Origin of the sequence: Microbacterium psychrotolerans (assembly GCF_031085295.1) — a bacterium.
In the GTDB taxonomy this organism is placed as follows: domain Bacteria; phylum Actinomycetota; class Actinomycetes; order Actinomycetales; family Microbacteriaceae; genus Microbacterium; species Microbacterium psychrotolerans.
On record NZ_JAVFWO010000005.1, the window covers coordinates 338,686 to 360,619 of the forward strand.

The 21,934-nt window shown below is 69.3% G+C and carries 15 protein-coding genes, 1 tRNA gene and 1 other RNA gene; 7 read left to right on the forward strand and 10 right to left on the reverse strand.

Annotated features, from left to right (window positions below; genetic code table 11):
* Positions 1–273 precede the first annotated feature (273 nt).
* Positions 274–909, reverse strand: a complete 636-nt coding sequence (locus Q9R08_RS17480) for a hypothetical protein (protein WP_308869430.1) — start codon at positions 907–909, stop codon at positions 274–276.
* A 333-nt stretch (positions 910–1,242) separates the two neighbouring features.
* Between Q9R08_RS17480 and Q9R08_RS17485 the strand changes: the two genes are divergently transcribed.
* Positions 1,243–2,064: an alpha/beta hydrolase gene (locus tag Q9R08_RS17485; protein WP_308869431.1), complete on the forward strand. Its 822-nt coding sequence runs from the start codon at positions 1,243–1,245 to the stop codon at positions 2,062–2,064.
* A 773-nt stretch (positions 2,065–2,837) separates the two neighbouring features.
* Positions 2,838–3,935 carry a HupE/UreJ family protein gene (locus tag Q9R08_RS17490; RefSeq protein WP_308869433.1) on the forward strand — a complete coding sequence of 366 codons (1,098 nt, stop codon included), beginning with the start codon at positions 2,838–2,840 and terminating at the stop codon, positions 3,933–3,935.
* 55 nt (positions 3,936–3,990) lie between these two features.
* On the opposite strand, the gene Q9R08_RS17495 is transcribed toward Q9R08_RS17490, so the two are convergent.
* A complete protein-coding gene (locus tag Q9R08_RS17495; RefSeq protein WP_308869435.1) occupies positions 3,991–4,752 on the reverse strand; it encodes a type 1 periplasmic-binding domain-containing protein in 762 nt (253 codons plus the stop codon).
* 258 nt (positions 4,753–5,010) lie between these two features.
* Between Q9R08_RS17495 and Q9R08_RS17500 the strand changes: the two genes are divergently transcribed.
* A complete protein-coding gene (locus Q9R08_RS17500) occupies positions 5,011–6,726 on the forward strand; it encodes a purple acid phosphatase family protein (protein ID WP_308869436.1) in 1,716 nt (571 codons plus the stop codon).
* A gap of 750 nt (positions 6,727–7,476) precedes the next feature.
* Here the strand turns inward: Q9R08_RS17500 and Q9R08_RS17505 are convergent.
* The 7 genes from Q9R08_RS17505 to Q9R08_RS17535 all read right to left on the reverse strand — a co-directional run bounded on the left by Q9R08_RS17505 (position 7,477) and on the right by Q9R08_RS17535 (position 16,438).
* A tRNA-Ser gene (locus Q9R08_RS17505) sits at positions 7,477–7,561 on the reverse strand.
* A gap of 41 nt (positions 7,562–7,602) precedes the next feature.
* Positions 7,603–9,882, reverse strand: a complete 2,280-nt coding sequence (locus Q9R08_RS17510; protein WP_308869437.1) for a transglutaminase TgpA family protein — start codon at positions 9,880–9,882, stop codon at positions 7,603–7,605.
* Entirely contained in the window at positions 9,869–11,128 is a 1,260-nt protein-coding gene (locus Q9R08_RS17515; RefSeq protein WP_308869438.1) for a DUF58 domain-containing protein, read from the reverse strand. The genes Q9R08_RS17510 and Q9R08_RS17515 overlap by 14 nt, the downstream gene beginning before the upstream one ends.
* A gap of 7 nt (positions 11,129–11,135) precedes the next feature.
* On the reverse strand, positions 11,136–12,158 hold the full coding sequence (locus Q9R08_RS17520; RefSeq protein WP_308869439.1) for an AAA family ATPase: 1,023 nt from the start codon (positions 12,156–12,158) through the stop codon (positions 11,136–11,138).
* Positions 12,159–12,297: 139 nt separating this feature from the next.
* Positions 12,298–12,834 (reverse strand): hypothetical protein, encoded by a 537-nt coding sequence (locus Q9R08_RS17525; protein ID WP_308869440.1) that lies wholly within the window; start codon positions 12,832–12,834, stop codon positions 12,298–12,300.
* A gap of 3 nt (positions 12,835–12,837) precedes the next feature.
* The gene (locus tag Q9R08_RS17530; RefSeq protein ID WP_308869441.1) at positions 12,838–14,919 is read right to left on the reverse strand and encodes a primary-amine oxidase; all 2,082 of its coding nucleotides are present in this window, start codon (positions 14,917–14,919) and stop codon (positions 12,838–12,840) included.
* 43 nt (positions 14,920–14,962) lie between these two features.
* Positions 14,963–16,438 carry an APC family permease gene (locus Q9R08_RS17535; protein ID WP_308869442.1) on the reverse strand — a complete coding sequence of 492 codons (1,476 nt, stop codon included), beginning with the start codon at positions 16,436–16,438 and terminating at the stop codon, positions 14,963–14,965.
* A gap of 210 nt (positions 16,439–16,648) precedes the next feature.
* On the opposite strand from Q9R08_RS17535, the gene Q9R08_RS17540 reads away from it, so the two are divergent.
* The 3 genes from Q9R08_RS17540 (at position 16,649) to ffs (ending at position 18,967) form a co-directional block, all read left to right on the forward strand.
* Positions 16,649–18,148 carry an APC family permease gene (locus Q9R08_RS17540; protein ID WP_308869443.1) on the forward strand — a complete coding sequence of 500 codons (1,500 nt, stop codon included), beginning with the start codon at positions 16,649–16,651 and terminating at the stop codon, positions 18,146–18,148.
* Entirely contained in the window at positions 18,141–18,839 is a 699-nt protein-coding gene (locus Q9R08_RS17545; protein ID WP_308869444.1) for an IclR family transcriptional regulator, read from the forward strand. The genes Q9R08_RS17540 and Q9R08_RS17545 overlap by 8 nt, the downstream gene beginning before the upstream one ends.
* Positions 18,840–18,870: 31 nt before the next feature.
* Positions 18,871–18,967, forward strand: an RNA gene (gene ffs, locus Q9R08_RS17550) — signal recognition particle sRNA small type.
* Between the two features lie 38 nt (positions 18,968–19,005).
* On the opposite strand, the gene Q9R08_RS17555 is transcribed toward ffs, so the two are convergent.
* A complete protein-coding gene (locus Q9R08_RS17555) occupies positions 19,006–19,677 on the reverse strand; it encodes an NUDIX domain-containing protein (RefSeq protein WP_308869445.1) in 672 nt (223 codons plus the stop codon).
* A 107-nt stretch (positions 19,678–19,784) separates the two neighbouring features.
* Here Q9R08_RS17555 and pta point away from each other — a divergent pair, with 107 nt between their 5' ends.
* A complete protein-coding gene (pta, locus tag Q9R08_RS17560; RefSeq protein ID WP_308869446.1) occupies positions 19,785–21,929 on the forward strand; it encodes a phosphate acetyltransferase in 2,145 nt (714 codons plus the stop codon).
* Positions 21,930–21,934: the final 5 nt, after the last annotated feature.

Consider the following 21,934-nt stretch of genomic DNA (forward strand, 5'->3'; position numbering starts at 1 on the left):
GTCGCTGCGGTTCTCCCTCAACTCCGCCACGCTCCGTGCGGCGAAAATGCGACCCTGCTCTTCCCTCCGCCACCCTCCGAACCTCCGGTACTCCACGATCACGGCCCGGAGCCCGACGGCCGCGCCCGTAGGCCCGGCGCGCCGTGGGCGGTGGTTGTGAACGGGTGCACCCGCGTGCCTTGAGGATCCGCTTGCGGGCGGTAGACGGAAGCCGCACCTCCATCGCGCATTCGGCGTGAGCCAGGACGCGTTGGCCTCTTAGCTAGATGGAGATCAGTCGGAGCCGCCTTCACGCCCGTTGTTCGATGCGGTCCCTTCTTCGAGTGATCGTCGGTAGCGGCGTCGAAGCGACCCTCGAGCGGCCGTGATGGTCGATCGCGTCGCCGGTCGGCGGCGACCGCGCCAGCGTCGAGGACTCGGCAGGGTGATGTCTCCCCAGGTGGCCGCCTTGAAGAGCATGTAGCCGACCCACCCCAGCAGGAGGGCTCCCGAGAGCCAGGGCCCTACGCCGGTCAGCCCTGGGGCGTGGACGATGTTGTTGGACTCGTCGCTGATGATCGCGGTGGGCTGATAGCTGGCCCGCGTGGTGCCCGTATCGTCGGTCCAACCGTCCAAGTAGACCCCACGCTTGACGATGTCTCCATCGTCGCTGACCCACGTCCCGACCGGACGACAGCCACCGCGCGGCCGCGGCTCGCAGTCCGTCTGTGTGAACGTGCCCCAGATCCGTGGCTGCGCGAGGTCATGCACGCTGGCAACAAAGAGCGCCGCGATGACGACCGCCAAGCATCCGCCGAGCACGTAGCCCAGGAGCTGACCGAGCCGACGCCACCACGCGGCCCATCGACGCTGCCGCTCCATGTAGAGGTCGTATGCCGCGTGCGGAGCCGGCGCACGCGTTTCAGTCACGGACGCGACTCTAGCCGGAGCTGGCCCCGCGCCCCACCGCGTGTGGGAATCACCGCGCGAAGCCCGAGTTCGCGCAAGCCGGAAAAGGCGGGAGCTGTTGTCTCGAGAACGCCACCGCGGCTGCAAGTCGCAGTTCGGCACCTACCAGCAAGACGTCAGCCGCGACGAGAGCGATGGCGATCCCCCAGCGTGCAATGCCCGAAGCGGGTGCCACTGCGGGCGGTCGAATCGGATCCTTCTGGGCGGGTGTCCGCGGCCTCTACTCTCACGGGGCACAGAGGAGGAGTAGACAGGAGCGGCGACACGATGGAGCGTCGAGTGGAGGAGCGAGAAATGGCGACATCGGCATCAGAAAAGGCTCCCAACACGATCGTGCTGGTCCACGGCTTCTGGGTCACACCTCGTAGCTGGGAGCATTGGAAACAGCACTACGAAGCCAAGGACTTCACGGTCCTGGCGCCCGCGTACCCCGGCTTCGAGGTTGAGGTCGAGGCGCTCCGCGCCGATCCGACACCGATCGAACAGCTCGAGGTGTCCGAGATCATCGGCGCGTTCGAGACCCTTATCGGGAACCTCGACCGACCGCCGATCATCATGGGCCACTCCGCAGGCGGAGCCTTCACCCAGATCCTGCTCGACCATGGATTCGGCGCGGCCGGGGTCGCGATCAACTCGGCCCCGACCGAGGGCGTAAAGGTGATCCCGCTCTCCCAGATCAAGTCATCGTTCCCGGTGCTGAAGAACCCCGCGAACCGGCATCGAGCGGTCGGCTTGACTCCGGAGCAGTGGTACGACATCTTCGCGAACACCTTCAGCGAGGAGGAATCTCTCGCACTGTACGAGCGGTATCACATCCCCGCCTCCGGCAAGATCTTCTGGGGCAGTGCCCTCGCCAACATCCACCCTGGCAAGGATGACACCTACGTCGACTACCACAACGACGCCCGTCCGCCTCTCCTGTTCATCTCGGGGAAGAACGATCCTCTGTTCCCGCCCAAGGTGGGCCACTCGAATGTCAAGCACTACAAGTCATCGAGCGCGGTGACCGAGATCGTGGAGTACGACGGGCCGCATTTCCTGCCTGCCGTCCCGGAGTGGGAGGCCATCGCAGACTTCGCCCTCGACTGGGCCCTCAAGCACGCAGCATCTCGCTGACTCCGACTCGGGAAGCCGACCATCTCAGCCGGTCGGGACCGGGAATGACGATGCGCCCGGAGGAAGCGCGCATTCGTAAGGGCTTCGACCTCCCGTCAGGCGAGTTAGCCCCTGAAACTGGTCGGAGTGGGGCGGCTGGCTGGTGTTGTCCCCGTCGTCATCGGGATCCTGCTGCTGGGTTGGATGACGCAGCAGAGCTGACGTCAGACGGATCCGCATACGCGCATTGACAGGTGAGCGGACCTCAGCGTACGACTGCCCGACGAACGCGTCGCCGGTTAATGTTCCTTAACTGTGCCACAGGGCGTCGCGGATGAGTCGAGCGTGCATGACTGGCTCAGGTCGGAATCGCACTCGATCAAGCGGGTGATCGAATTCGTTGGTACTGGGTTAGAGCGTTGACCGCTTGCGATGGAATTGCCCATCGCGCGGAGGAGTCGGAGACGAGCTACGACCCGGGCGGCATACTGATCCAGGTCGCGTCCTGCTGACCCTGGCGTTGTCGCATGGCGCGAAATGTTCGCGAGCATCCGACCGCTCCGCGGACCCGGTTCGCCTCGCGTTCGCCTTCATGACGAGTGCTGTTCATGCGAATTGCCGACGATCGAGGGGCCCGAAGGAGCTCCATGTCCCCCCATTCCCGTCGGCGCCCGAATGTCTCTCTCTTGCCGTTCGGCCGTCTCGTCCTTGCTTTGTCCGCTTTCGTCGTTCTCGTTTCCCCGACCTTCGCGAGTGGGCCCGCTCTCGCCCACGGCTTCTCGAGCGTCGTCTATGTGGACGCCTCGGAGTCCGGCGACGATACCGTGCGCACGACGGTTGATCTTGAATACGATCTGCTCGTCGTCTCGGTCGCCGAGAACGAAGATGCGCCGCAGCTCTTCGAAGACGGCATGGCCGCCTTCGAGTATGGCGATGATGCTGAGCAGGCGGCCACGCTCAACGCGTATGCCGATGACATCGTCTCTTACGTGACCAAACGCTTCGCGGTGAGCGCCGGCGGTGAAGCGTGCGAGCCGGAGCAGTCGGACGACTTCGGCGTGACGTCACACGACGACGTGCCATATGCGGCCGTCACCTTCCACTGGCACTGCGAGCCGACGGACGCGCATGAGCTCAGCAGTGAGCTCTTCCCCGACCACGAGGCGTACGTGCAAGGCACCGTCACGATCCTCGAGTACGACCTCGACGGCCAATCCGGCAGCGCAAGCCTCACGAGCGACGCGCCGACGCTCAGCACGGATCAGCCGGTTTTCGAGCGGTTCGGGCACTTCTTCGTCCTCGGGGCGGAGCATCTACTCTTCGGCCTCGACCACATCCTGTTCCTGCTTGCGCTGATCGTGGGCTCGCGACGCCTGCGCGACATCGTGCTCGCCGCGACCACATTCACGGTCGCGCACTCCGTGACATTCATCATGGCTGCAGTGGGCGTTGTGACCGTGCCCGCCGCGATCGTGGAGCCCGCGATCGCCTTGTCGATCGCAGTCGTCGCGATCTGGTACCTCTGGCGTGTGTGGCTCGAGCGGAAGGACCCGCTCGCCGAGGTCAAGCGTGCGACCAAGACCGGATTCGACGCCGCCGACGGGGCGCGGCTGACCGTGGTGTTCCTCTTCGGCCTCATGCACGGACTCGGCTTCGCAAGTGCGCTCGGAATCGACGAGCCCTTCTCCTGGCCGCTGCTCGGCTCACTCCTCGTCTTCAACGTCGGCATCGAGGTCGTTCAACTGACGATCATCCTGGCGGTCTTCCCACTCCTTCTGCTCCTGCACCGGCGCACGCCGAGGACGGGTCTTCTCGTCGGAGTGCTCGTCGCCGCAGGCGTCGCCCTCATGGGTCTGACGTGGTTCGTGCAGCGCACGCTCGGCATCGGATGACGGATGCCGAGACCTGTGGCTTCATGTCAGCGAGCGCTGAGACCACCGGCCGTCGTCAGTACTGGTCCGTGGGGATGCGCACAATGATCCCGGTGTAACCGCTGAGCACGGCCGCGACCCCGGCCCGCAACGCCGCGTAGGCGCGCGGTTCGGTCACCGCGGCCGGGTCGTAGTAGTCCGATTCCGTGACACCCTCGCCCAGATACGCCGATCCCTGCCAGTCGGAGGCGGCGATGTTGTGCGTGGGCTCGGCGACCTCGGCGCCCAGTACCAGGAACTGCTGGGGATCTTCACCGGCGTAGTTGGCCGAGACCACCGCGACCGGGTCGACCAGTGCGTTGCCGGCCGTCACGATGAGATCGGCGTCTCTGGAGATAGCCGCACGATCGATCTCGTCGATGAAGGCATGCGGGTCACTGAGATACTCGACCGCGAGCTCCACGCGATCCTCCTCCCGCGCCCACCGCTCGACGGCGCCGACCAGGATCGCCACCTGCGGATCGCGAGGGGTGCTCGCATCCTGCCCGTCGGCCATCACCAGCACTCGGTATTCGGAGGACGGCCGCACGTCGGTCCACGTCTCGGGATCTGGTTCGATCAGTTGACCGCTGTAATACGTGTCGAGGTCGGGGGCGTGGAAGCCGGGTGCCAGGCTGCCATCGGCGAGCGGAGCCGCGGCTGCGGCAGGCTCTTGTGGTTCGCTATCGCGAGGTTGTAAGACACCCCACGCTGTTGCAACGGCCACGACCGCGAGCGCAGACACGGCGACGAACAGGACGGTGCGGCGGCGGGTGCTACCGGGGGACAGGGCCGGCACGGAGCGACTCCATTCGGGAAGCTGTTGTAGGGGGAATGCAGAGGATGCCGTGACGAGCAGCCTCCGCCAGGGACCCACCGTACGCGGCGCGGCGACGAGGTTTCAAACGGGCGGAAACGCCTCCTCGGGTCGGACATCACTTCACCGATGCGAGTTCATCTACCCACTCATTGGGGTTCATCCCGTCGTTGCCAGACGCTGACAGCGTCGAAGCGTTCGTTCCCCCCACTCCTTCGAACCCGTAAAGGATCCGAACAGATGAAGCTGATGAATCTGCCGCGCCGCCGCATGGTTGCGAGTGCGGGCATCGTGGCGCTCGGTGCCGGCGCGATCGCCGGTGGCCTCTTCGCCACGCAGGGCGCGCTCGCAGAGGATGGCCCGGTCACTTTCAAAACCATCGTCCTGGGCGTCGGCGCCGATGAGCACTCGCGTTACGTGACGTGGTATGCCAGCGAGGACACCGCCTCGGTCGTCCAGCTCGAGAAGACCAAGGACCTGAACAATGGGGCGTTCGACGGAGACGCCGTGAGCTTCCCCGCCGAGATCATCGCCACGACCGGCACCTCGTCCGGCGACGTCGCCCGCTCGCCCTTCCGCGGCAGCGCCCTGCTCGAGGATTTCGACGCGAACTCGGAGTACTCCTACCGCGTGCTGGCCTCCGACGGCGCCGCCTCGCCGACCTACACCTTCAAGACCAGCTCGTTCGGCATCGGCAAGGGATTCACCTTCGCCGCCTTCGGCGACCCGCAGATCGGCGCCGAGTCGAGCAACAACCGCGAGTCGATCTCCGCCGACATGAAGGAAGACGCGGCCGGTTGGGTCGACACCCTGAACGTCCTCGAGGAGGACGCCGCGAACGACGGGCTGCCGCTCGAGCTGCTCACCTCGACGGGCGACCAGATCGAGACCGCCAACGTCGAGTCGCAGTGGGATGCGTGGTTCCAGCCGGAGCAGCTCCGCACCATCCCCTACGCCGCCGCCATCGGCAACCACGACTCGTCCGACCTCGGCTACCGTTACCACTTCGCCCTGCCGAACAACGACGTGGCCACGCCTGAACTCCAGACAGGCGCGGGCGGCGACTACTGGTACACCTACAAGGGCGTGCTCTTCGTCGTCATCAACTCCAACGCCCAGTCGTCGACCAAGAACCCGGCGCACATCGACTTCGTCCGAAAGGCGGTCGAGGCGAACCCGAACGCTATGTGGAAAGTCGTGTCGTACCACCACTCGATCTACTCGCCGGCGTCGCACGCCAACGACAGTGACGCCGTGGGTCGCCGCCCGTCCTTCACCCAGGGCTTCTCCGACCTCGGCATCAACCTGGTGCTGCAGGGTCACGACCACTCCTACTCGCGCTCCTACGTCCTGCGAAACGGCGGCGAAGGCGCGGAACGCCAGAACGAAGCCGAGGAGCGCGGCGCCGACACGGTGTTCGAGGGCCCGGGCGGTGTCGTCTACGTGACCACGAACTCAGCCTCGGGTTCGAAGTACTACGGCCTCACCGAGCCGCGCGTCGGCACCACCAGCGACGCCACCCTCAACGGTCGATACGGCCTCGAGACCATGCCGTATCCGGCGGCTGGCGCGGACGCCGCGAACGGCACCCCGGCCGGCACGCACGCACTGCACTGGGCCAACTCGGTCGAGAACCAGGACAACGTGCGTACGTACCTGAAGGTCGAGGTCACATCGAAGTCGCTGACGGTGTCCAACGTGGTCGCGGGTGTCTGCGACTACCCGAACAAGGCGACCACCCAGGGCCGCGAATCGTGGTGTGGCGCCCAGCAGGCTCCCCGCACGCTCGTGGACACGGACGGCAACGGGTTCTACAACGCCAACCAGCCCGCTACGGGTGCGCCCGCGCAGCCGAGCAACGCCACCGCCGACAAGTTCGTCACCGCCGCGGGCGTCGACCCCGTCGGCACTGTCCAGGACTCGGTGACTATCACCCGCGACCGCTCGGCCAAGTAAGGCTGAGCACGCGGCTCTGAATCGAAGGGGCGCCCCCGCGCTATGGGGGCGCCCCTCCCGCCTGGTGACCTCCTACCAGGACGGAGGATCCGGGAGTGTGAGGCGCCGAAGTCCACCTCGGCGATACTTGCACGCGGTGCCGCGGGTATCGAATGTGTCATTGGTCTGTGAACAGCCCAGCAGCGCCCACCACTGCGCAAGCCCCGAGTGATGACGGCCGGAACTGTCGATGCGTGTGGGCGCATCTCAGTCGTGCTGCTGCGATGCGCCACGCTCGAATACCTGCAGGACAGTCTGCCCGTCGCTTTCGCGCAGAAGGCGAGATTCTTCCCGTGATCACTGACGCCCGGATGGTTCGCTAGACCCACAGAGTGACGAGACGGGCGGATCCCAGCCTCCTCGGCCACGCACCCGGAACAACTTGACAAACATAGAAGCGTCGAAGCCCGGAACGCAGCCACGTGCGGCCGCTGTCGTCTCGCAGGTGGAGCCGTCGATCACCCCGGCGGAGCATTGAACGTGCCTCTCGAGACAGATGGCTGGCGGCGTCCTCGAAGCGGGCGTGTCCGAAAACCGCTAGCGCCGGTTGTGACATGAGGCAGTCATGTCGCAACCGGCGCATCAGCGTGGTCGAGATCCGCGGAATTCCGGGCTTCTCGGAGACCAAAAGTGAACGATAACTGTGCCCCGAACTGTGCCACAAATTTTCGAACGAGTCGCGATCCCTTGAAAGCACTGGGATCGCAGGTGCGGAGGATGGGGGATTCGAACCCCCGAGGGCTTGCACCCAACACGCTTTCCAAGCGTGCGCCATAGGCCACTAGGCGAATCCTCCAGGAGGCCCCGGAGGGCCGTCGACCATCCTACCCTGCGCGGCTACCGTGCCCGAACCGGAGCGCTGCCGGCATAGACGCTGCCCGGACGGATGATGAGCGATCGCGGCGCGAGCAGCGCCAGGATCCGCCGTGAGGGTGGTACCGACGCCAGCAGCGCAACCCTCACGGAACTCGCTGCGTCGGCGGCGGCATCGCCCATCCACTGGGAGCGGTTGCCCGCGCGCGAATAGCTGGCGCGCTCGATGGCGAGGACGACCGTGTTCATCTCGGATGCCGGTGCGCCGTGCTGCTCGACCAGCCGGCGCGCGAACGCGCGGGGGGACTCGCTGGCAGGGGCCGGGATGCCGACGTCGATCGCCGCCTCCTGCACGGACTGCCAGGCAGCGGCGGCGTCTCCGCCCCGCGCGGCGGCGTCCTGCTGGCGGCGACGCAGTTCGCGGATGAGGAAGGGGAGCGAGAGGAGCACGATCACCGCGGCGACCACGCCCAGGATCGGCAGCGGGTCGAGGCCGTTCCGCGACGCTCCGCCCGCCGCGTTCTGGCGCTGCTCCTCGAGGTCGATCTGAGCCTGGTCGCCCGGCGCCGTGGGCGTGGCGCTGGACTGCGGGGTGGCGGCATCCGGGTCGATGGTCTGGCCGGGCAGCGCGGCCTCGGAGGAGAACGTGGTCGGCACGCCGAGGCCCGATGTCGGCTCGAACGGGATCCAGCCGATCCCTTCGAAGTACACCTCCGGCCACGCGTGCAGCTGCGAGCTGTACACCGAGAACACCGGCTGGCCGTCGATGCTCTGCGTCGTGGGCGTGCCCGGCAGATAGCCGACCACGATGCGCGACGGCATGTGCAGCGTCCGCGCCATAAGGGCGAACGCCGATGCGAAGTGGACGCAGTACCCCTCACGCACATCGAGGAACCGAGCCACGGCCTCGGCACCGCTGCCGTCGAAACCCTCCTCGACGGGCGCATCCAGCGAGTATTTGAACTCACCGCCGCGGAACCACCGCTGCAGCGCCGTCAGCCGGTCGTAGTCGGTGGTGGCCTCCGCGGTCATCTGCAGGGCGAGCTCGCCGATCACCGGCGGGATGTCGGTGGGCAGCTCCGTCGTCTCATCGCGCACCTGCGAACCCACGGCGCTGGCGGCGCGGACCTGCTCGAGCGACGGTCGCGCGGGCGCATACGCCACCTCGTACGACTGTCCCTGTGTCGAGCTGTTCGTGGAGGCGACCGTGTGGTTGTAGGGGACCGCGCCCCAGAGGCCGGCGCTGAGACCGTCGATGTCGATGGCCGGGTAGGGCACCGGCGCCCACGGCGAGTCGAGGTTGATGATGTCGACCTTCGCCGAGTAGTCCGTCACCCGGATGTCGTCCTCGGCGTCGACAGCCCCGAAGGCGCGGTCCGCGTCGAGCGAGATGGTCTGCGCGCGATCGGGCGACCACACCCCGCCCTCGAAGCGGGACAGGGTCGTCGCGCGCAGGTAGGGCACCGACGGCGCGTCGGTCCGCAGGCGCAGCACCTCGGCGTCCTGCGGGCGGCGCAGGTCGTCGCCGAGCTGCAGCGTGGCGTCGATCCCCGGCCCGGGACCGAGGCCCGAGCCCGCACGAGCGCCGGGCTGCGGCAGCACGGGTGTGGCGACCACCGCCACGACGATCGCGATCGCGCCGATGCCGAGCGCCGTGGCGGGAACGCCCGCAGTGCGCTCCGCCTCGCGCTCCAGCGGCTTCTCGCGCGAGCGCGTCTCGGACCGGATGAGGAAGAGGATCGTGATCGCCAGGAACACGAACCCGATCACATCGACGTCGCTCGGTGCCGCGATCGCGGGGATGAGCGACACCGCGACGATCCCCACGGACGCGAGGAGCGGCATCCGTGCCGTCACCACGACGTGGTCGACGACGATCGTGAGCAGTCCCATCGCCCCGACCACCATGAACGCCAGCGGCACCGTGGGCTCGAGAGGGGCCGCGCCGACCGTGATCTCCTCCATCGCGGATTCGACCAGCAGCGGCACGGCGCGGAAGGTGTCGAGCGTCGGGATCACCCAGAGCAGCGCGGTGTCGCGGAGGAACACCAGGGTCATGAACACAGCCCAGACGGCCGCCTCGATGAGCGTGACGGCGACCGCGGGGAGGCGATAGCGGCGTGCGGTGTAGCCGGCCGCCAGGATCATCGCCGCCAGCAGGAGCGCGCCGATGAGCCACCAGCCCGGGTCGATCACCCGGACCACGGGCAGCAGCGCCGCCAGGAGCGCCGCGAGGATCGAGATCGTGAGCAGCCGTTCGCCGCCGCGTCCGCGGGCGGACCGCGCCGCCTCAGCCGAGGACATGATGAACCCCCCGGCCGATCGCGTTGCCCCACGCGATGGCGAGGTCGCGGTCGGGGCCGATGGCAGCGACATGCCAGCCGTGGTCTGCGGCGATGTCGAGCGCGTCGCCGACGGGTCCTGCGGTGAGCAGGACGGGCAGCGTGCTGTGATGGGCGACCGGCCCCAGCGCCACCGCGTCGGCGGGATCGAGCCGGCCGACGACGACCACGATCGGCCCGGTCGACAGTCCGGCGAACAGGCGCGACAGCCGGGGGAGCGCGTCGTCGCGGTGAGCCGTCACCGTCGCGAACTGGACCAGCATCGCGTCCACATCGGTCATGTCGCCGCCGTCGATGCGGTCGACGAGCACGGTGCCCTCCGAATCGAGTACCTCGACGGCATACCCGTCGTGCACGAGCCGGGCGACCGCCGACACGCACGCCGACACGCCGGCTTCGAAGCCCGGGTCGGCGCCGGGTGCGCGCAGCGCCTCGGGCGACCAGCGCAGTGCGGCCCGGTCGAGCACGACCGCGGCCTCGGGGGTGGACTCCTGCTCCTCCTGCCGCACCATCAGCTCGTCGCGATGCGCGGTCGCACGCCAGTGGATGCGGCGCATCGAGTCGCCGGACGCATACGGGCGGGCGACCAGGTTGTCGGCGCCCTGGCCCAGCTGATCCGTCGTGGTGTGCAGCATCCCGCCGGTGGCCCCGGCGTAGTCGATGAGTGGCGGCAGATCGACGACCGCCGGTGCGACCGTGACGGGTGTCCGCTGGTTGAACACGACGGTGCGCCGGGCGAGTCCGAACGGGTCGGACGACCGCACCGTGAGCGGGCCGATGGAATGGACGCCTCGCCGTGCGCCGGTGATCGTGTAGACGAGGTCGATGCTGCGGACCCCGCCGCGCTCGCCGCCGCGCAATCCCGAGCCGAGTGCCGGGAACGCACCGTCCGCCTTTCCGCGGAGCCCCTTCGGCAGGGTGTCGCGCCAGGTGCCCGGCGCCGTCGGCAGCGCGGTGCGCACCTCGACGCGCACCGACACCCGTGCCTCGCGCCCGACGGAGGCGACGTCGGGCACGAGCGATCGGGTGACCGCGTCGGTCCGACGGCCCACGTACAGGGACGCGACGCTGGTCGCGACGACGGCCAGCAGCAGTATGCCGAAGTAGATCAGCTCGACGAGTCCGGCCTCGTCGGCGACGATGAAGCAGGCGATCGCCAGGACCAGCGCTCCGGTTCCCCGGACGCTCAGCGGCCACACGCTTCTCATCGTCTGCTCACTGACGGGAGGCGATCGGCACCCGCACGTTCGCCGCGATGCGCTCCAGGATGGTCGCGATCGCGTCCGCGGCGCTGGTGCCCCGAGCGCCGCCTGCGGCGCGCGTCGGGATCAGGCGGTGCGCGAACACGGCAGCCAGCAGGGCGGTGATGTCGTCGGGGATGACGAACGCGCGCCCGTCGAGAGCCGCCCACACCTTGGCCGCACGCACCAGCTGCAGAGTCGCACGGGGGCTCGCGCCCAGCCGCAGGTCGCTGTGGGTGCGCGTCGCCTGGGCGAGGGCGACCGCGTAGTCCTCGATCGCGGGAGCCACGTGCACCGCTCGAGCCCACGCCACGAGCCCCGACACCTCGTCGGCCGACACCACCGGCGCCAGCTGGTCGAGGGGGTTCGCGGTGTCGCGCTGGCGAAGCATCAGGGCCTCGGACCGCGCATCCGGGTAGCCCATCGAGATGCGCATCATGAAGCGGTCCCGCTGAGCCTCGGGGAGGGCGTACGTCCCCTCCATCTCGAGCGGGTTCTGCGTTGCGACCACCAGGAACGGCTCGGGGACATAGTGCGTGCGGCCGTCGACGGTAACCTGGCGCTCCTCCATGGCCTCGAGGAGAGCCGACTGGGTCTTGGGGGAGGAGCGGTTGATCTCGTCGGCGATGACGATGTTCGCGAAGATGGCGCCCGGCTTGAACTCGAACTCGCGCTCGACCGGGTTGAAGACGCTCACGCCGGTCACGTCGCCCGGGAGCAGGTCGGGGGTGAACTGGATGCGGCGGACCGTCGCGTCGACCGACGTCGCCAGCGCCCGCGCCAGCATGGTCTTGCCGACACCCGGCACGTCCTCGATGAGGAGGTGCCCCTCCGCCAGCAGGCACACCAGCGAGCTGCGCACCGCGTCGGGCTTGCCGTCGATGACGGTGCCGACCGCGTCGAGGATCGCGTCGGTGATGCGGGCGAATCCGTCCGCCGTGAGCGCGTCGGCCGTGGCGTCCGGTCCCGTCCGGGCATCCGTCGCGGTATCGACCATCGAGGCCTCCTGTTCCGCCTTCGAGCGGGCGGGTCCGGCGGGTGGGTGCGGGCGTCCTCGCCCACGGCTCGATCCTAACCACGGCGCACGCGGTGCGGCACTGGGAGAACGCTGGACGCCGCCGCCCGCCGGCGGATGCCTAGACCGACGCGGCCGCCATCAGCACCACCGAGACACCCATGCAGGCGAGCTGTGCACGGTCGAGCGAGCGATGGGCCCGCACCAGGAGGAGCGCCGAGAACACGGCGTATGCGAGCGCACCGCCGAGGAGGACCGCGAGGAGCAGCCCGCCCCCGCCCCCGTGTCCGTGTGCCGCTGCGCTTGCCGCTGGGCTTGCAGCGGCGAGCGGGTCGTACCCCATGCCGAGCTGCAGCGCGGCCATCGCGATCAGCCCGAGGCCGGAGTGCACCGCCATGCCCGTCTCGGGCAGCGGGTGCGCCTCCGACCTCCGGCCGCGGGGACGCCGCCAAGCGGCCAGCGCCATCGCGCAGGCGATGAGGAGCGCCGCCCAGTACACGGGGGCGACGAGCCGGGTGAGGGCCGCGTCGAGCATCGCGACCAGCATGAGGACGGATGCCGCGGCGTCGGGCCACCGCGCCCGGCTGCGGTCGGCTGCCAGACAGCAGGCGCCGATCGCGGCCGGGGCGATGGCCCAGGCGTGGAGCAGTTCAGCCACGGCTCAGCCGTCGTGGTGGTGCTCGTCGTGTGCGTGCCCGTGCTCGCCGTGCCCGTGACCACCGGCGTCATGCGCGTGGGCGCCGGGCGTGGGCCCGTAGCCGCCCATCGCTGCGTGCACGTGACCCGTGCCCGCTGCGCAGTGCGCGGACTCCGGGGCCGGCACGTGCAGCGTCGGGTTGCGCTCGAAGAAGTTGTACGGCTTCAGCGTGAACTTGGCGTAGTCCATCGGCATGACGGGCCAGTCCTCGTTGCGGGGGAAGTGGGTGAGCCCGAAGGTGTGCCAGAGCACGACGTCCTCGCCGATCAGCGGCTCGTCGCCCGCGATGAAGGCGGGCAGGCCGCCTCCGCCCGGGTGCTGGTTGACGAAGTCGCCGGCCGCGTAGCGCTCGGCGGGGTCGTACTTCGTCACGAACAGGTTCTTCGTGGCGAACGCGGCGCGCGAGGCGATCGACGACGCGTCGTCGGCGAGGAGCACCGGTGTCTCGGTGGGGAAGAGGACGTACGAGGTCGGCTGGCCCATCGACGTCGTCTTCTCGGTGGAGGCGATCTGCCAGACCCGGTTGCGGGCGCCGTCGGCGAGGCGGCCCGAGACCTTCTCGGAGGCGATCGGCACGACGCTCTTGGTGAACGCGTTGCCGGCGGGGTTGGCGGCTGAGATCGGCACGCGGACGGCGTCGATCTCGTTCACGACGTTCGCGGTGCCGTCGACGGTCATGTCCAGCCGCGCCGAGAACAGGTGCTGATGGTACGGGGCGCCGAGACCCGGGGCGACCTCCGAGGCGAACGGATAGGGGGATCCGTCCTCGCTCGCGCCGGGGTAGGCGGAGGTGAACAGGATGCCGGTGAGCTTCGCCTCGCACTCGATCGTGCCGTCGAGGTAGAGGTACCAGAAGAACCCGTAGTCGTAGTTGCCGACGGTGGTGAAGAACGAGATCACCAGCCTCCGCGACCGCCGCACCTCCGACGCGCCGGTGAAGAGGTCGGTGTGCTTCCAGAGAGAGCCGAAGTCCTCTTCGTGCATGCACACGCCGTTACGCACGGTGCGCGGCATCCCGAGCTCGTCGGCGAGGATCGCATCGACGTACGTGATGTCGCCGACGCAGTCGCAGCCCAGCTCGAGCTCGTTGGTGTACCGGCCGAAAAGGTACTCGCCCGTGTCGAAGTAGTTCTGCCAGAACCGGTTCGGCTGCGGGTCGGCGTAAGGCACCACCATCTCGCTGATCGATCCCCGGTACATCACCGGGCGCCCGGCGAACGAGAGCTGTCGCAGGATCAGGCCCTCGCGCGTGTCGAAGCCGATCCGGAGGTCCCACTCGCCCCACCTGACGTGCTCGCCGTCGACGTTCAGGCTCGATCCTTCGGGCTGCGTGATGACGATGGGCTTGAGGCCCTCGAGCGGCGGGCCCTGCAGGGCGGGGTCGTCGTAGTTGCCGCTCGTCTGGGGGATGTCGTAGCCCGGGTTGTCGACGACCTTGATCACCGAGCGGGCGGCGACGTCGATGTAGGCGGTGAGTCCGTCCACCGGGTGCGCCCACGGGTGATCGGCGGCGTGGAGCTGCTGGAACGCGAACGTGCGCAGGATGCGGCGTCCGGCCTCATCCTCGTATCCATAATTGCCCGCCGACAGCGGCACGAGCACGACGTCGTCCGGCGTCAGCCCGCGGGCGGCGAGTGCGCCCACCCACTCCGCGCTCTCGTTGGCGATCACGCCGACCTCTTCGAACTCGGCGTCGAGGATCGGCAGCTGGCCCGCGGTCCCGTCGAGTTCGACGGTCGAGACCACTTCGCCGTCTGCCAGCGAGACGACCAGGTCGAGCGATCGCGCGGACCTCATGTCGAGCAGCTGCACGCGTGCTCGGCGCTCGGGGAGCGCGCCGGTGCCGGCCTCCCAGGCCAGGATCGCAGGCTTCGGCGCCTCTTCGAGACCCACGTAGGCGAATCGCGTCGCGTCGGTCGTCGTGTCGAGGCCGAGCACGACCTCGCGGACGGCTTCGATCTCGGCGGGCGTCAGCGATGCGAGTGGATGCTGTGGCGCGGGCGGCGCGGTGAAGCCGGAGGCGGTGGTGATGTCGGTGATGGTCATGGTTCTCCTTCGGTGCGGGGATGGATGTCGGCTCGCGTGCGCGTCAGCCGGCGATCGAGTCGGTGAGCTTCGCGTAGGCGGCAGGGCGGCGGTTCTTGATCCAGGCGGCCTGCACGTACCCGATGACGGGGACGACGACCACGAGTCCGAGCAGGAACCAGCTGACGGCGGCGAACACCGGGTTGCCGTCGCCGTCGACGTCGCCGACCATGATCGGGAAGTAGGCGACGATGAGGGCGGCCGAGAGCATGAGCCCCAGGAATCCCAGGGCGGGGGCGATCACCGTGTTCCACACGCGTCGGTCCTTCTTCGTCCTGACGAAGTAGACGATCACCGCGACCGACGTGAGAGCCATGAGGATCGCGATGGCGAGGGTCGCGACGCCGGCGAACCAGGTGAAGACCTGCAGCACGGGGTCGAGCCCGAGCACCGCGAAGACGGCGATCAGCACGACCGCCGTGGCGGTCTGCACGAGCGACGACACGTGCGGCGAGAGGTGCTTGGCGTGCACCGCGCCCATCTTGTCCGGCAGGACGCCGGCGTTCGCCATGGAGTGCTGATAGCGCGTGACCACGTTGTGGAACGACAGGACGCAGGCGAACATGGCGGTGATCAGCAGGATGTTGACGGCGATCTCGCCGAACGAGCCGAGGTAGCGGGCCATCGTCGTGATGATGAACGTGCCGGGGTCCTCCGCGATGGCACCGAGGACGTTGCTCGGTCCCCACGCCATCACGAGCCCCCATGCGGCCAGCGTGTAGAAGACGCCGATGCCGATCACCGCGGCGTACGTGGCCCGGGGGATCGTCCGGTTCGGGTCCTTGGCCTCATCGCGGAAGATCGCGGTGGCTTCGAACCCGATGAATGCGGCGATCGCGAACATCAGCCCGACGCCCGGGGAGCCGCTCGCGATGTTGGCGGGCTCGAACGGTGCGACGCTCAGGCCCTCAGCGCCGCCGCTGATGACGACGACGACGACCATCGCCAGGACGATTCCGACCTCGGCGACGAGGAGCACGCCGAGCACCTTGCTCGACAGGTCGATGTGGCGGTAGCCCAGCACGCCGACGACCGCGATCGTCGCGAGCGACATCAGCCACCACGGCAGGGCGGGACCGCCGATCGACTCGACCGTCACCGACAGGATGTAGCCGATGTACCCGTACACCGACACCTGGATGGTGGTGTACGTGAGCATCGCGATCCACGCGCTCGCGAGGCCGGTGGAGCGACCGAGACCGTAGCCGACGTAGGTGAAGAAGGCGCCCGGCTTCGGCACGTGGCGGGTCATCGCCGCGAGACCTACGGAGAACAGCAGCAGGATGACGGCGCTGATGGCGTAGAGCGCGGGGAAGCCGATCCCGTTGCCCAGGAGCATGCCGAGCGGCGCGGCGCCGCCGATCACGGTGAGCGGGGATGCGGCGGCCACCACCATGAAGACGATGGCGGTGACTCCGAGCGAGCCGGTCAGCGTCCGCTTCGCGGACGCCTCGACTCCCTTCGATTCGAGCTGGGTCATGGCAGAACCTCCGGGCGAACGCGGGAACGGGATGCGCTGAGCCTCGCGGCACCGCGTTGCGGCGCCGTCGCGCGCCGGTGAAACCTCGGGCACACCGAGTGAGATCGGTCGGGGCGGGCGTCTCATTCGGGTGACACACGGGCGAAACACGCGGGTAGCGGCCCGGCAACCGCGCTCGCGTAACGTCTCACGGGCATCACCGGAGGCGACATGACCGCACTCGAGCGCGCGATCGCGCGGCCCGACCCCGTCCACGACTTCGGTGCGCGTTCACCCCTGGACGGGCTGGATCGCCGCAGCGTCGGTTTCTTCGACGTCCTCGCCCAGTCCGTGGCCGCCGTGGCGCCGGCTGCTGCGGCGACGACCGTCGTGCTGCTCGTCGCCGGCATCTCGCCCCCGGCGACGGTGCTGTCGATCGTGCTCGCCGGCATCCTCAGCCTTCTCGTGGCCCGCACGATCTCGCAGTTCGCACGGCGGCTGGCCGCAGCCGGTTCGACATACACCTACGCCGCACGCGGACTGGGGCCCGGTGCGGGACTCGCCTCCGGTGCGGCGATCCTCGTCGGCTACGGCGCGATCGCGATGTTCGCCCTCCTCGGCGGGGCGTACTACGTCACGTTCCTCCTGGAATCGGCGTGGCCCGCGGTGGGAGGCCCGGGGACGCTGGCCGCGGTGCTGGCCGCCGAGGCGGCGTTCGTCGCGGTCGTGCTCGTGCGCGGCATCCGACTGTCCTCGCGCATCGCCCTCGTGGTCGAGGTGCTCTCGGTGGCCCTCATCGCCGTGCTGCTCGTCGTGCTCCTGATCCGGATCGGCCCGATCGACCCCGGTCGCGTGCTGGGGCTCGCCGAGATCGACCCCGCCGCGCTCGCCGCGGGCTCCGTCATCGCGCTCACCGCGTTCGTCGGCTTCGAGAGCGCGTCGACGCTCGGTGTCGAGGCCCGCGCACCGCTGCGGAACGTGCCGAGGGCGATCGTGTGGACGGTGCTGCTGTCCGGCGGTCTGTACGTCCTGGCGGCGGTCGCCCAGGTCGCCGGCTTCGATGCGATGGGTTCCTCGCTCGCCGCCAGCGCCTCGCCGATCAATGAGCTCGCGTCGGCCTACGGCCTGGGCGGCTGGGGCGTCGTGGCCGACATCGGCATCGCGGCCTCCTTCGTCGCGTGCGCCATCGGGTCCACCACCGCCCTCACTCGCGTGCTGTTCACCATGGGGCGCGACCGCGTGCTGCCGTCGCCGGCGGGCCGTGCGCATCCGCGATTCGGCACGCCCATCGGCGCGGTGGCGCTGGCCTTCCCCCTCATCGCCGGCGTGCCGTTCCTGCTCCTGCTGTCGGGCGTCGACGTGCGCGGCGCGATGCACGCGACCATCGCCGTCGGCGGTGCGGGATACATCGTGGCCTACATCCTGGTGTGCATCGCCGCACCGGTCTTCCTGCGGCGCATCGGGGAGCTCACGGTCGGATCGGCGATCACGGCGACCGTGTCGGCGGTCGTGCTCACCGGCGCGCTGGTCACGTTCTTCGTGGTCGACGCCGCCGGCGGCAGCGTCGCGCTGTGGGTGGTGCTGGCGGTGGGTGCCCTGGCCGCGATCGCGGTGCTCGTCCGGATGCGCCGCGGCACGCCTTCGCTTGCGCGCGTCGGATCGTACGACGAGCCCGTCGCCTCGGAGGTGCTGGGCGGCATCGCTCGGCGGGAGCGGAGGGGCGGTGCCTGAGAGGGTGTCGCCGGGACCCACCCTGACGGCGCGTCAGCCGAAGGCGGTGCACAGCGCGCTCACGGTCCTCGAGGCTGTGGCGCGCCTGGGTGCCGGTGCGACGGCACGCGAGATCTCGCTCGAACTGGGACTGCCACGGGCCACGACCTACCGCCTGCTGAACCTGCTCGTCCAGGACGAGTATCTGGTGCGCACACCCGACCTCGCGGGGTTCGCGCTGGGCGCCAAAGTCGTTCAGCTCGCCGCTGTGGCGGCGCCGCCGGCGCGCCTGACGTCAGCGGCACGGGCAGTGCTCGCCGAGGCGCGCTCGACGCTGCGCGGCGGCGTGCACATCGTCTTCTTCGTGGACGGTCGCATCTCGGTGGTCGACGCCGATCCCGACTTCCCGTTGTCGGACGAGGTCCGTCTCGCCCGCGAGCCCGCGCGATTCGCGATCGGGCGTCTGCTGACGATCGAGCAGGGGACCGCCGAGCGCACGTCACGCCAGGACTTCGACGAGCTGGGCGCCACTCGCCAGCGGGGTGAGCTGACCCCGGCATACGGCTGTGTCGCGGTGCCGATCCTCGACGGCACCGGGCGCTTCGCCGGAGCGCTCGGATTCTCAGGATCACTCCACCGGGTCGACGAACCCGCCGGGGTGCTGGCGGTGCTGCAGCCGGCTGCCGCCCGCCTCGGTCCGCTGGTCGTGTGACGTCACCCCCGCTCGAACCGGGTAGACTGTCAGAAGCTCTCCGCGAGGCGGCATCCAGGCCAACTCCCCCAGGACGGAAACGTAGCAAGGGTAACCAGGCTCTGCCGGGTTCGCGGAGAGTCTTAATCTTTCCGGGCGCCTCGCTCAGCTCAGCGTCCGGAGGCGGTCATCGGCCGGCGGCGAAGGGGCCGTCGAGCGCCGCCCACTGCAGCAGCATGATGGTCTTCGCGTCCTGGATCCGCCCATCGCGCACCATCGCGAGCGCCTCGCCGATCCCGATCTCGAGCAGCTCGATGTGCTCGCCCTCCTCCTGGAGGCCACCCCGGTCGCCGGTGCGCGTCGAGCCGTCGTAGCGAGCGGCGAAGAAGTGGAGTCGCTCGGTGACCGAGCCCGGGCTCATGTACACGTCCCAGACGTGCTCGAGCTCGCCCACCTGGACGCCCGTCTCCTCCGCCGCCTCCCGGCGGATCGCGGTCGCCGGGTCGTCGTCGTCGAGGAGTCCCGCCGCCGTCTCGATCAGCATTCCGTCGGGGTGGTCGTTGACGTAGACGGGGTAGCGGAACTGCCGCGTGAGGAGCACCGTGCGCCGCTCCGGGTCGTAGAGCAGCACCGTCGCCCCGTTGCCGCGATCGTAGGTCTCGCGCTGCTGGGTCTCCCAGCGACCCGACGGATCGCGGTATTCGAGCGTGGTGCGGCGCAGCACGTGCCAGGCGGAGGCCAGCACCTCGACATCCGTCACCCGGACGTCCGGATTGCGCTGCAGATCGCGCCCGATCCGATCGAGTCCCGTACGGCCGCGGTGGTCGGGAATGTCGATTCCGGGTCGGGGATCTTCCATGCATCGAGCGTAACCGGGCGCTCCGGTGCGATCCCCAGCTGCCCCGCCCCGGGGCCGAAGGAGCGGGGCCTGAGACGGAGCGTGCCGCCCGCCCATAGGCTGGGGTGGTGGCGCAGAGCATCTACATCACGTCGGCCGAAGGCCACTCGGGGAAGTCGACGGTCGCGCTGGGCGTGCTCGACGCGCTGAGTCACGCGACTGCGCGAGTGGGCGTGTTCCGCGCGATCGCGCGCTCGACGGTCGAGCGTGACTACGTGCTCGAGATGCTGCTCGACCACGACGGCGTCGACCTGCCCTACGACGACTGCATCGGCGTCACGTACGACGACGTGCGGCAGGATCCGGATGCCGCGCTCGCGACCATCGTGGAGCGCTACAAGGCCGTCGAGGCGCAGTGCGAGGCCGTCGTCATCGTCGGCAGCGACTACACGGACGTCGGCAGCCCCGCCGAACTCGCGTACAACGCCCGCATCGCGGCGAACCTGGGCGCGCCTGTCCTGCTCGTGCTCGGCGGCCGCTCGGCGCAGAACCAGACGCAGCCTGAACAGCTCGGGTCCTCGCTCCCGCGCACTCCTGCCGAGATGGGCCAGATCGCGGATCTCGCGCTCGCCGAGCTGCGGCACGGCCGTGCGAAGCTGTTCGCCGTCGTCGCCAACCGCGCCGAGGCCGACATCGCCGATGAGACGATCGCGGCCATCCGCCGCTCGATCGACGCTCATCGCGGCGCGACGACCGTGCCGGCGTCGCCGGTGCCGGTCTGGGCCATCCCCGAGGACCGGCATCTCGTGGCGCCGTCGATCCGCGGCATCATGCGCTCGGTCGACGGCGAGCTGCTCGCCGGCGACCCCGACCTGCTCACCCGTGAAGCGCTGGCGGTCGTCGTCGCGGGGATGTCGATGGTGAACGTGCTGCCACGCCTTCTCGAGGGCGCCGTCGTGATCATCCCGGCCGACCGGTCGGAAGTCCTGCTGGCGACGCTGCTGGCGAACGCCTCGGGCACCTTCCCGTCGATCTCGGGGATCGTGCTCAACGGCGGGTTCGAGCTGCCCGAGCCGGTGACACGGCTGATCGACGGCCTCGGGTCGAGCGTGCCCATCATCACCACCGAGCTCGGCACGTACGAGACGGCGGTGCGCATCATGGGCACCCGTGGCCGCCTCGCCGCCGACTCGCAGCGCCGCTACGACACCGCCCTCGCCCTGTTCGAGCAGAGTGTCGACACCGACGAGCTGCTCGTCGCCGTCGGCCTGGCGCGGGCGACGGTCGTGACACCGCTGATGTTCGAGTTCCAGCTCATCGAGCGGGCCCGTGCGCAGCGCAAGCGCATCGTGCTGCCCGAGGGGGATGACGACCGCGTCCTGCGCGCGGCGGCGACGGTGCTCAAGCGCGGCATCGCCGACCTCGTGATCCTCGGCGAGCCGTTCGAGGTGCGGGCGCGGGCGATCGAGCTCGGCATCGACATCCAGGGAGCCGAAGTGCTGTCGCCGCTCGACGCGGTGCACGTGCACAAGTTCGCGGAGGAGTACGCACGACTGCGCGCGCACAAGGGCGTCACCGTCGCGCAGGCTGCCGACACCGTGACCGACGTGTCGTACTTCGGCACGATGATGGTGCACCTGGGCCTTGCAGACGGCATGGTGTCGGGCGCCGCCCACACGACGGCGCACACGATCCGCCCGGCATTCGAGATCATCAAGACCCGACCCGGCGTCTCGGTCGTCTCGAGCGTCTTCCTGATGGCGCTCGCCGACCGCGTGCTCGTCTACGGCGACTGCGCCGTCATCCCCGACCCCACCAGCGAGCAGCTCGCCGACATCGCGATCTCGTCGGCCGCGACGGCCGCGCAGTTCGGCATCGAACCGCGTGTGGCAATGCTGTCGTACTCGACGGGCGAATCGGGCTCGGGCGCCGAGGTCGAGAAGGTCAGGGACGCGACCGTCCTCGTACGCACGCGGGCACCCGAGCTGCTCGTGGAGGGTCCCATCCAGTACGACGCGGCCGCCGACGCCGCCGTGGCGGCGGCGAAGATGCCGGGATCGGAGGTCGCCGGGCGAGCCACGGTGTTCGTCTTCCCTGACCTCAACACCGGCAACAACACGTACAAGGCGGTGCAGCGCTCGGCGGGAGCCGTCGCGATCGGCCCGGTGCTGCAGGGCCTCAACAAGCCCATCAACGACCTGTCGCGCGGCGCGCTGGTGGACGACATCGTCAACACCATCGCGATCACCGCGATCCAGGCGCAGGGGGAGTGAGCCGC

Coding starts and splice junctions, on each gene's coding strand:
- Q9R08_RS17485 (WP_308869431.1), top strand. CDS start 1,243: ATGGCGACATCGGCATCAGAAAAGGCTCCCAACACGATCGTGCTGGTC.
- Q9R08_RS17500 (WP_308869436.1), top strand. CDS start 5,011: ATGAAGCTGATGAATCTGCCGCGCCGCCGCATGGTTGCGAGTGCGGGC.
- Q9R08_RS17510 (WP_308869437.1), bottom strand. CDS start 9,882: ATGTCCTCGGCTGAGGCGGCGCGGTCCGCCCGCGGACGCGGCGGCGAA.
- Q9R08_RS17515 (WP_308869438.1), bottom strand. CDS start 11,128: ATGAGAAGCGTGTGGCCGCTGAGCGTCCGGGGAACCGGAGCGCTGGTC.
- Q9R08_RS17520 (WP_308869439.1), bottom strand. CDS start 12,158: ATGGTCGATACCGCGACGGATGCCCGGACGGGACCGGACGCCACGGCC.
- Q9R08_RS17530 (WP_308869441.1), bottom strand. CDS start 14,919: ATGACCATCACCGACATCACCACCGCCTCCGGCTTCACCGCGCCGCCC.
- Q9R08_RS17535 (WP_308869442.1), bottom strand. CDS start 16,438: ATGACCCAGCTCGAATCGAAGGGAGTCGAGGCGTCCGCGAAGCGGACG.
- Q9R08_RS17540 (WP_308869443.1), top strand. CDS start 16,649: ATGACCGCACTCGAGCGCGCGATCGCGCGGCCCGACCCCGTCCACGAC.
- Q9R08_RS17555 (WP_308869445.1), bottom strand. CDS start 19,677: ATGGAAGATCCCCGACCCGGAATCGACATTCCCGACCACCGCGGCCGT.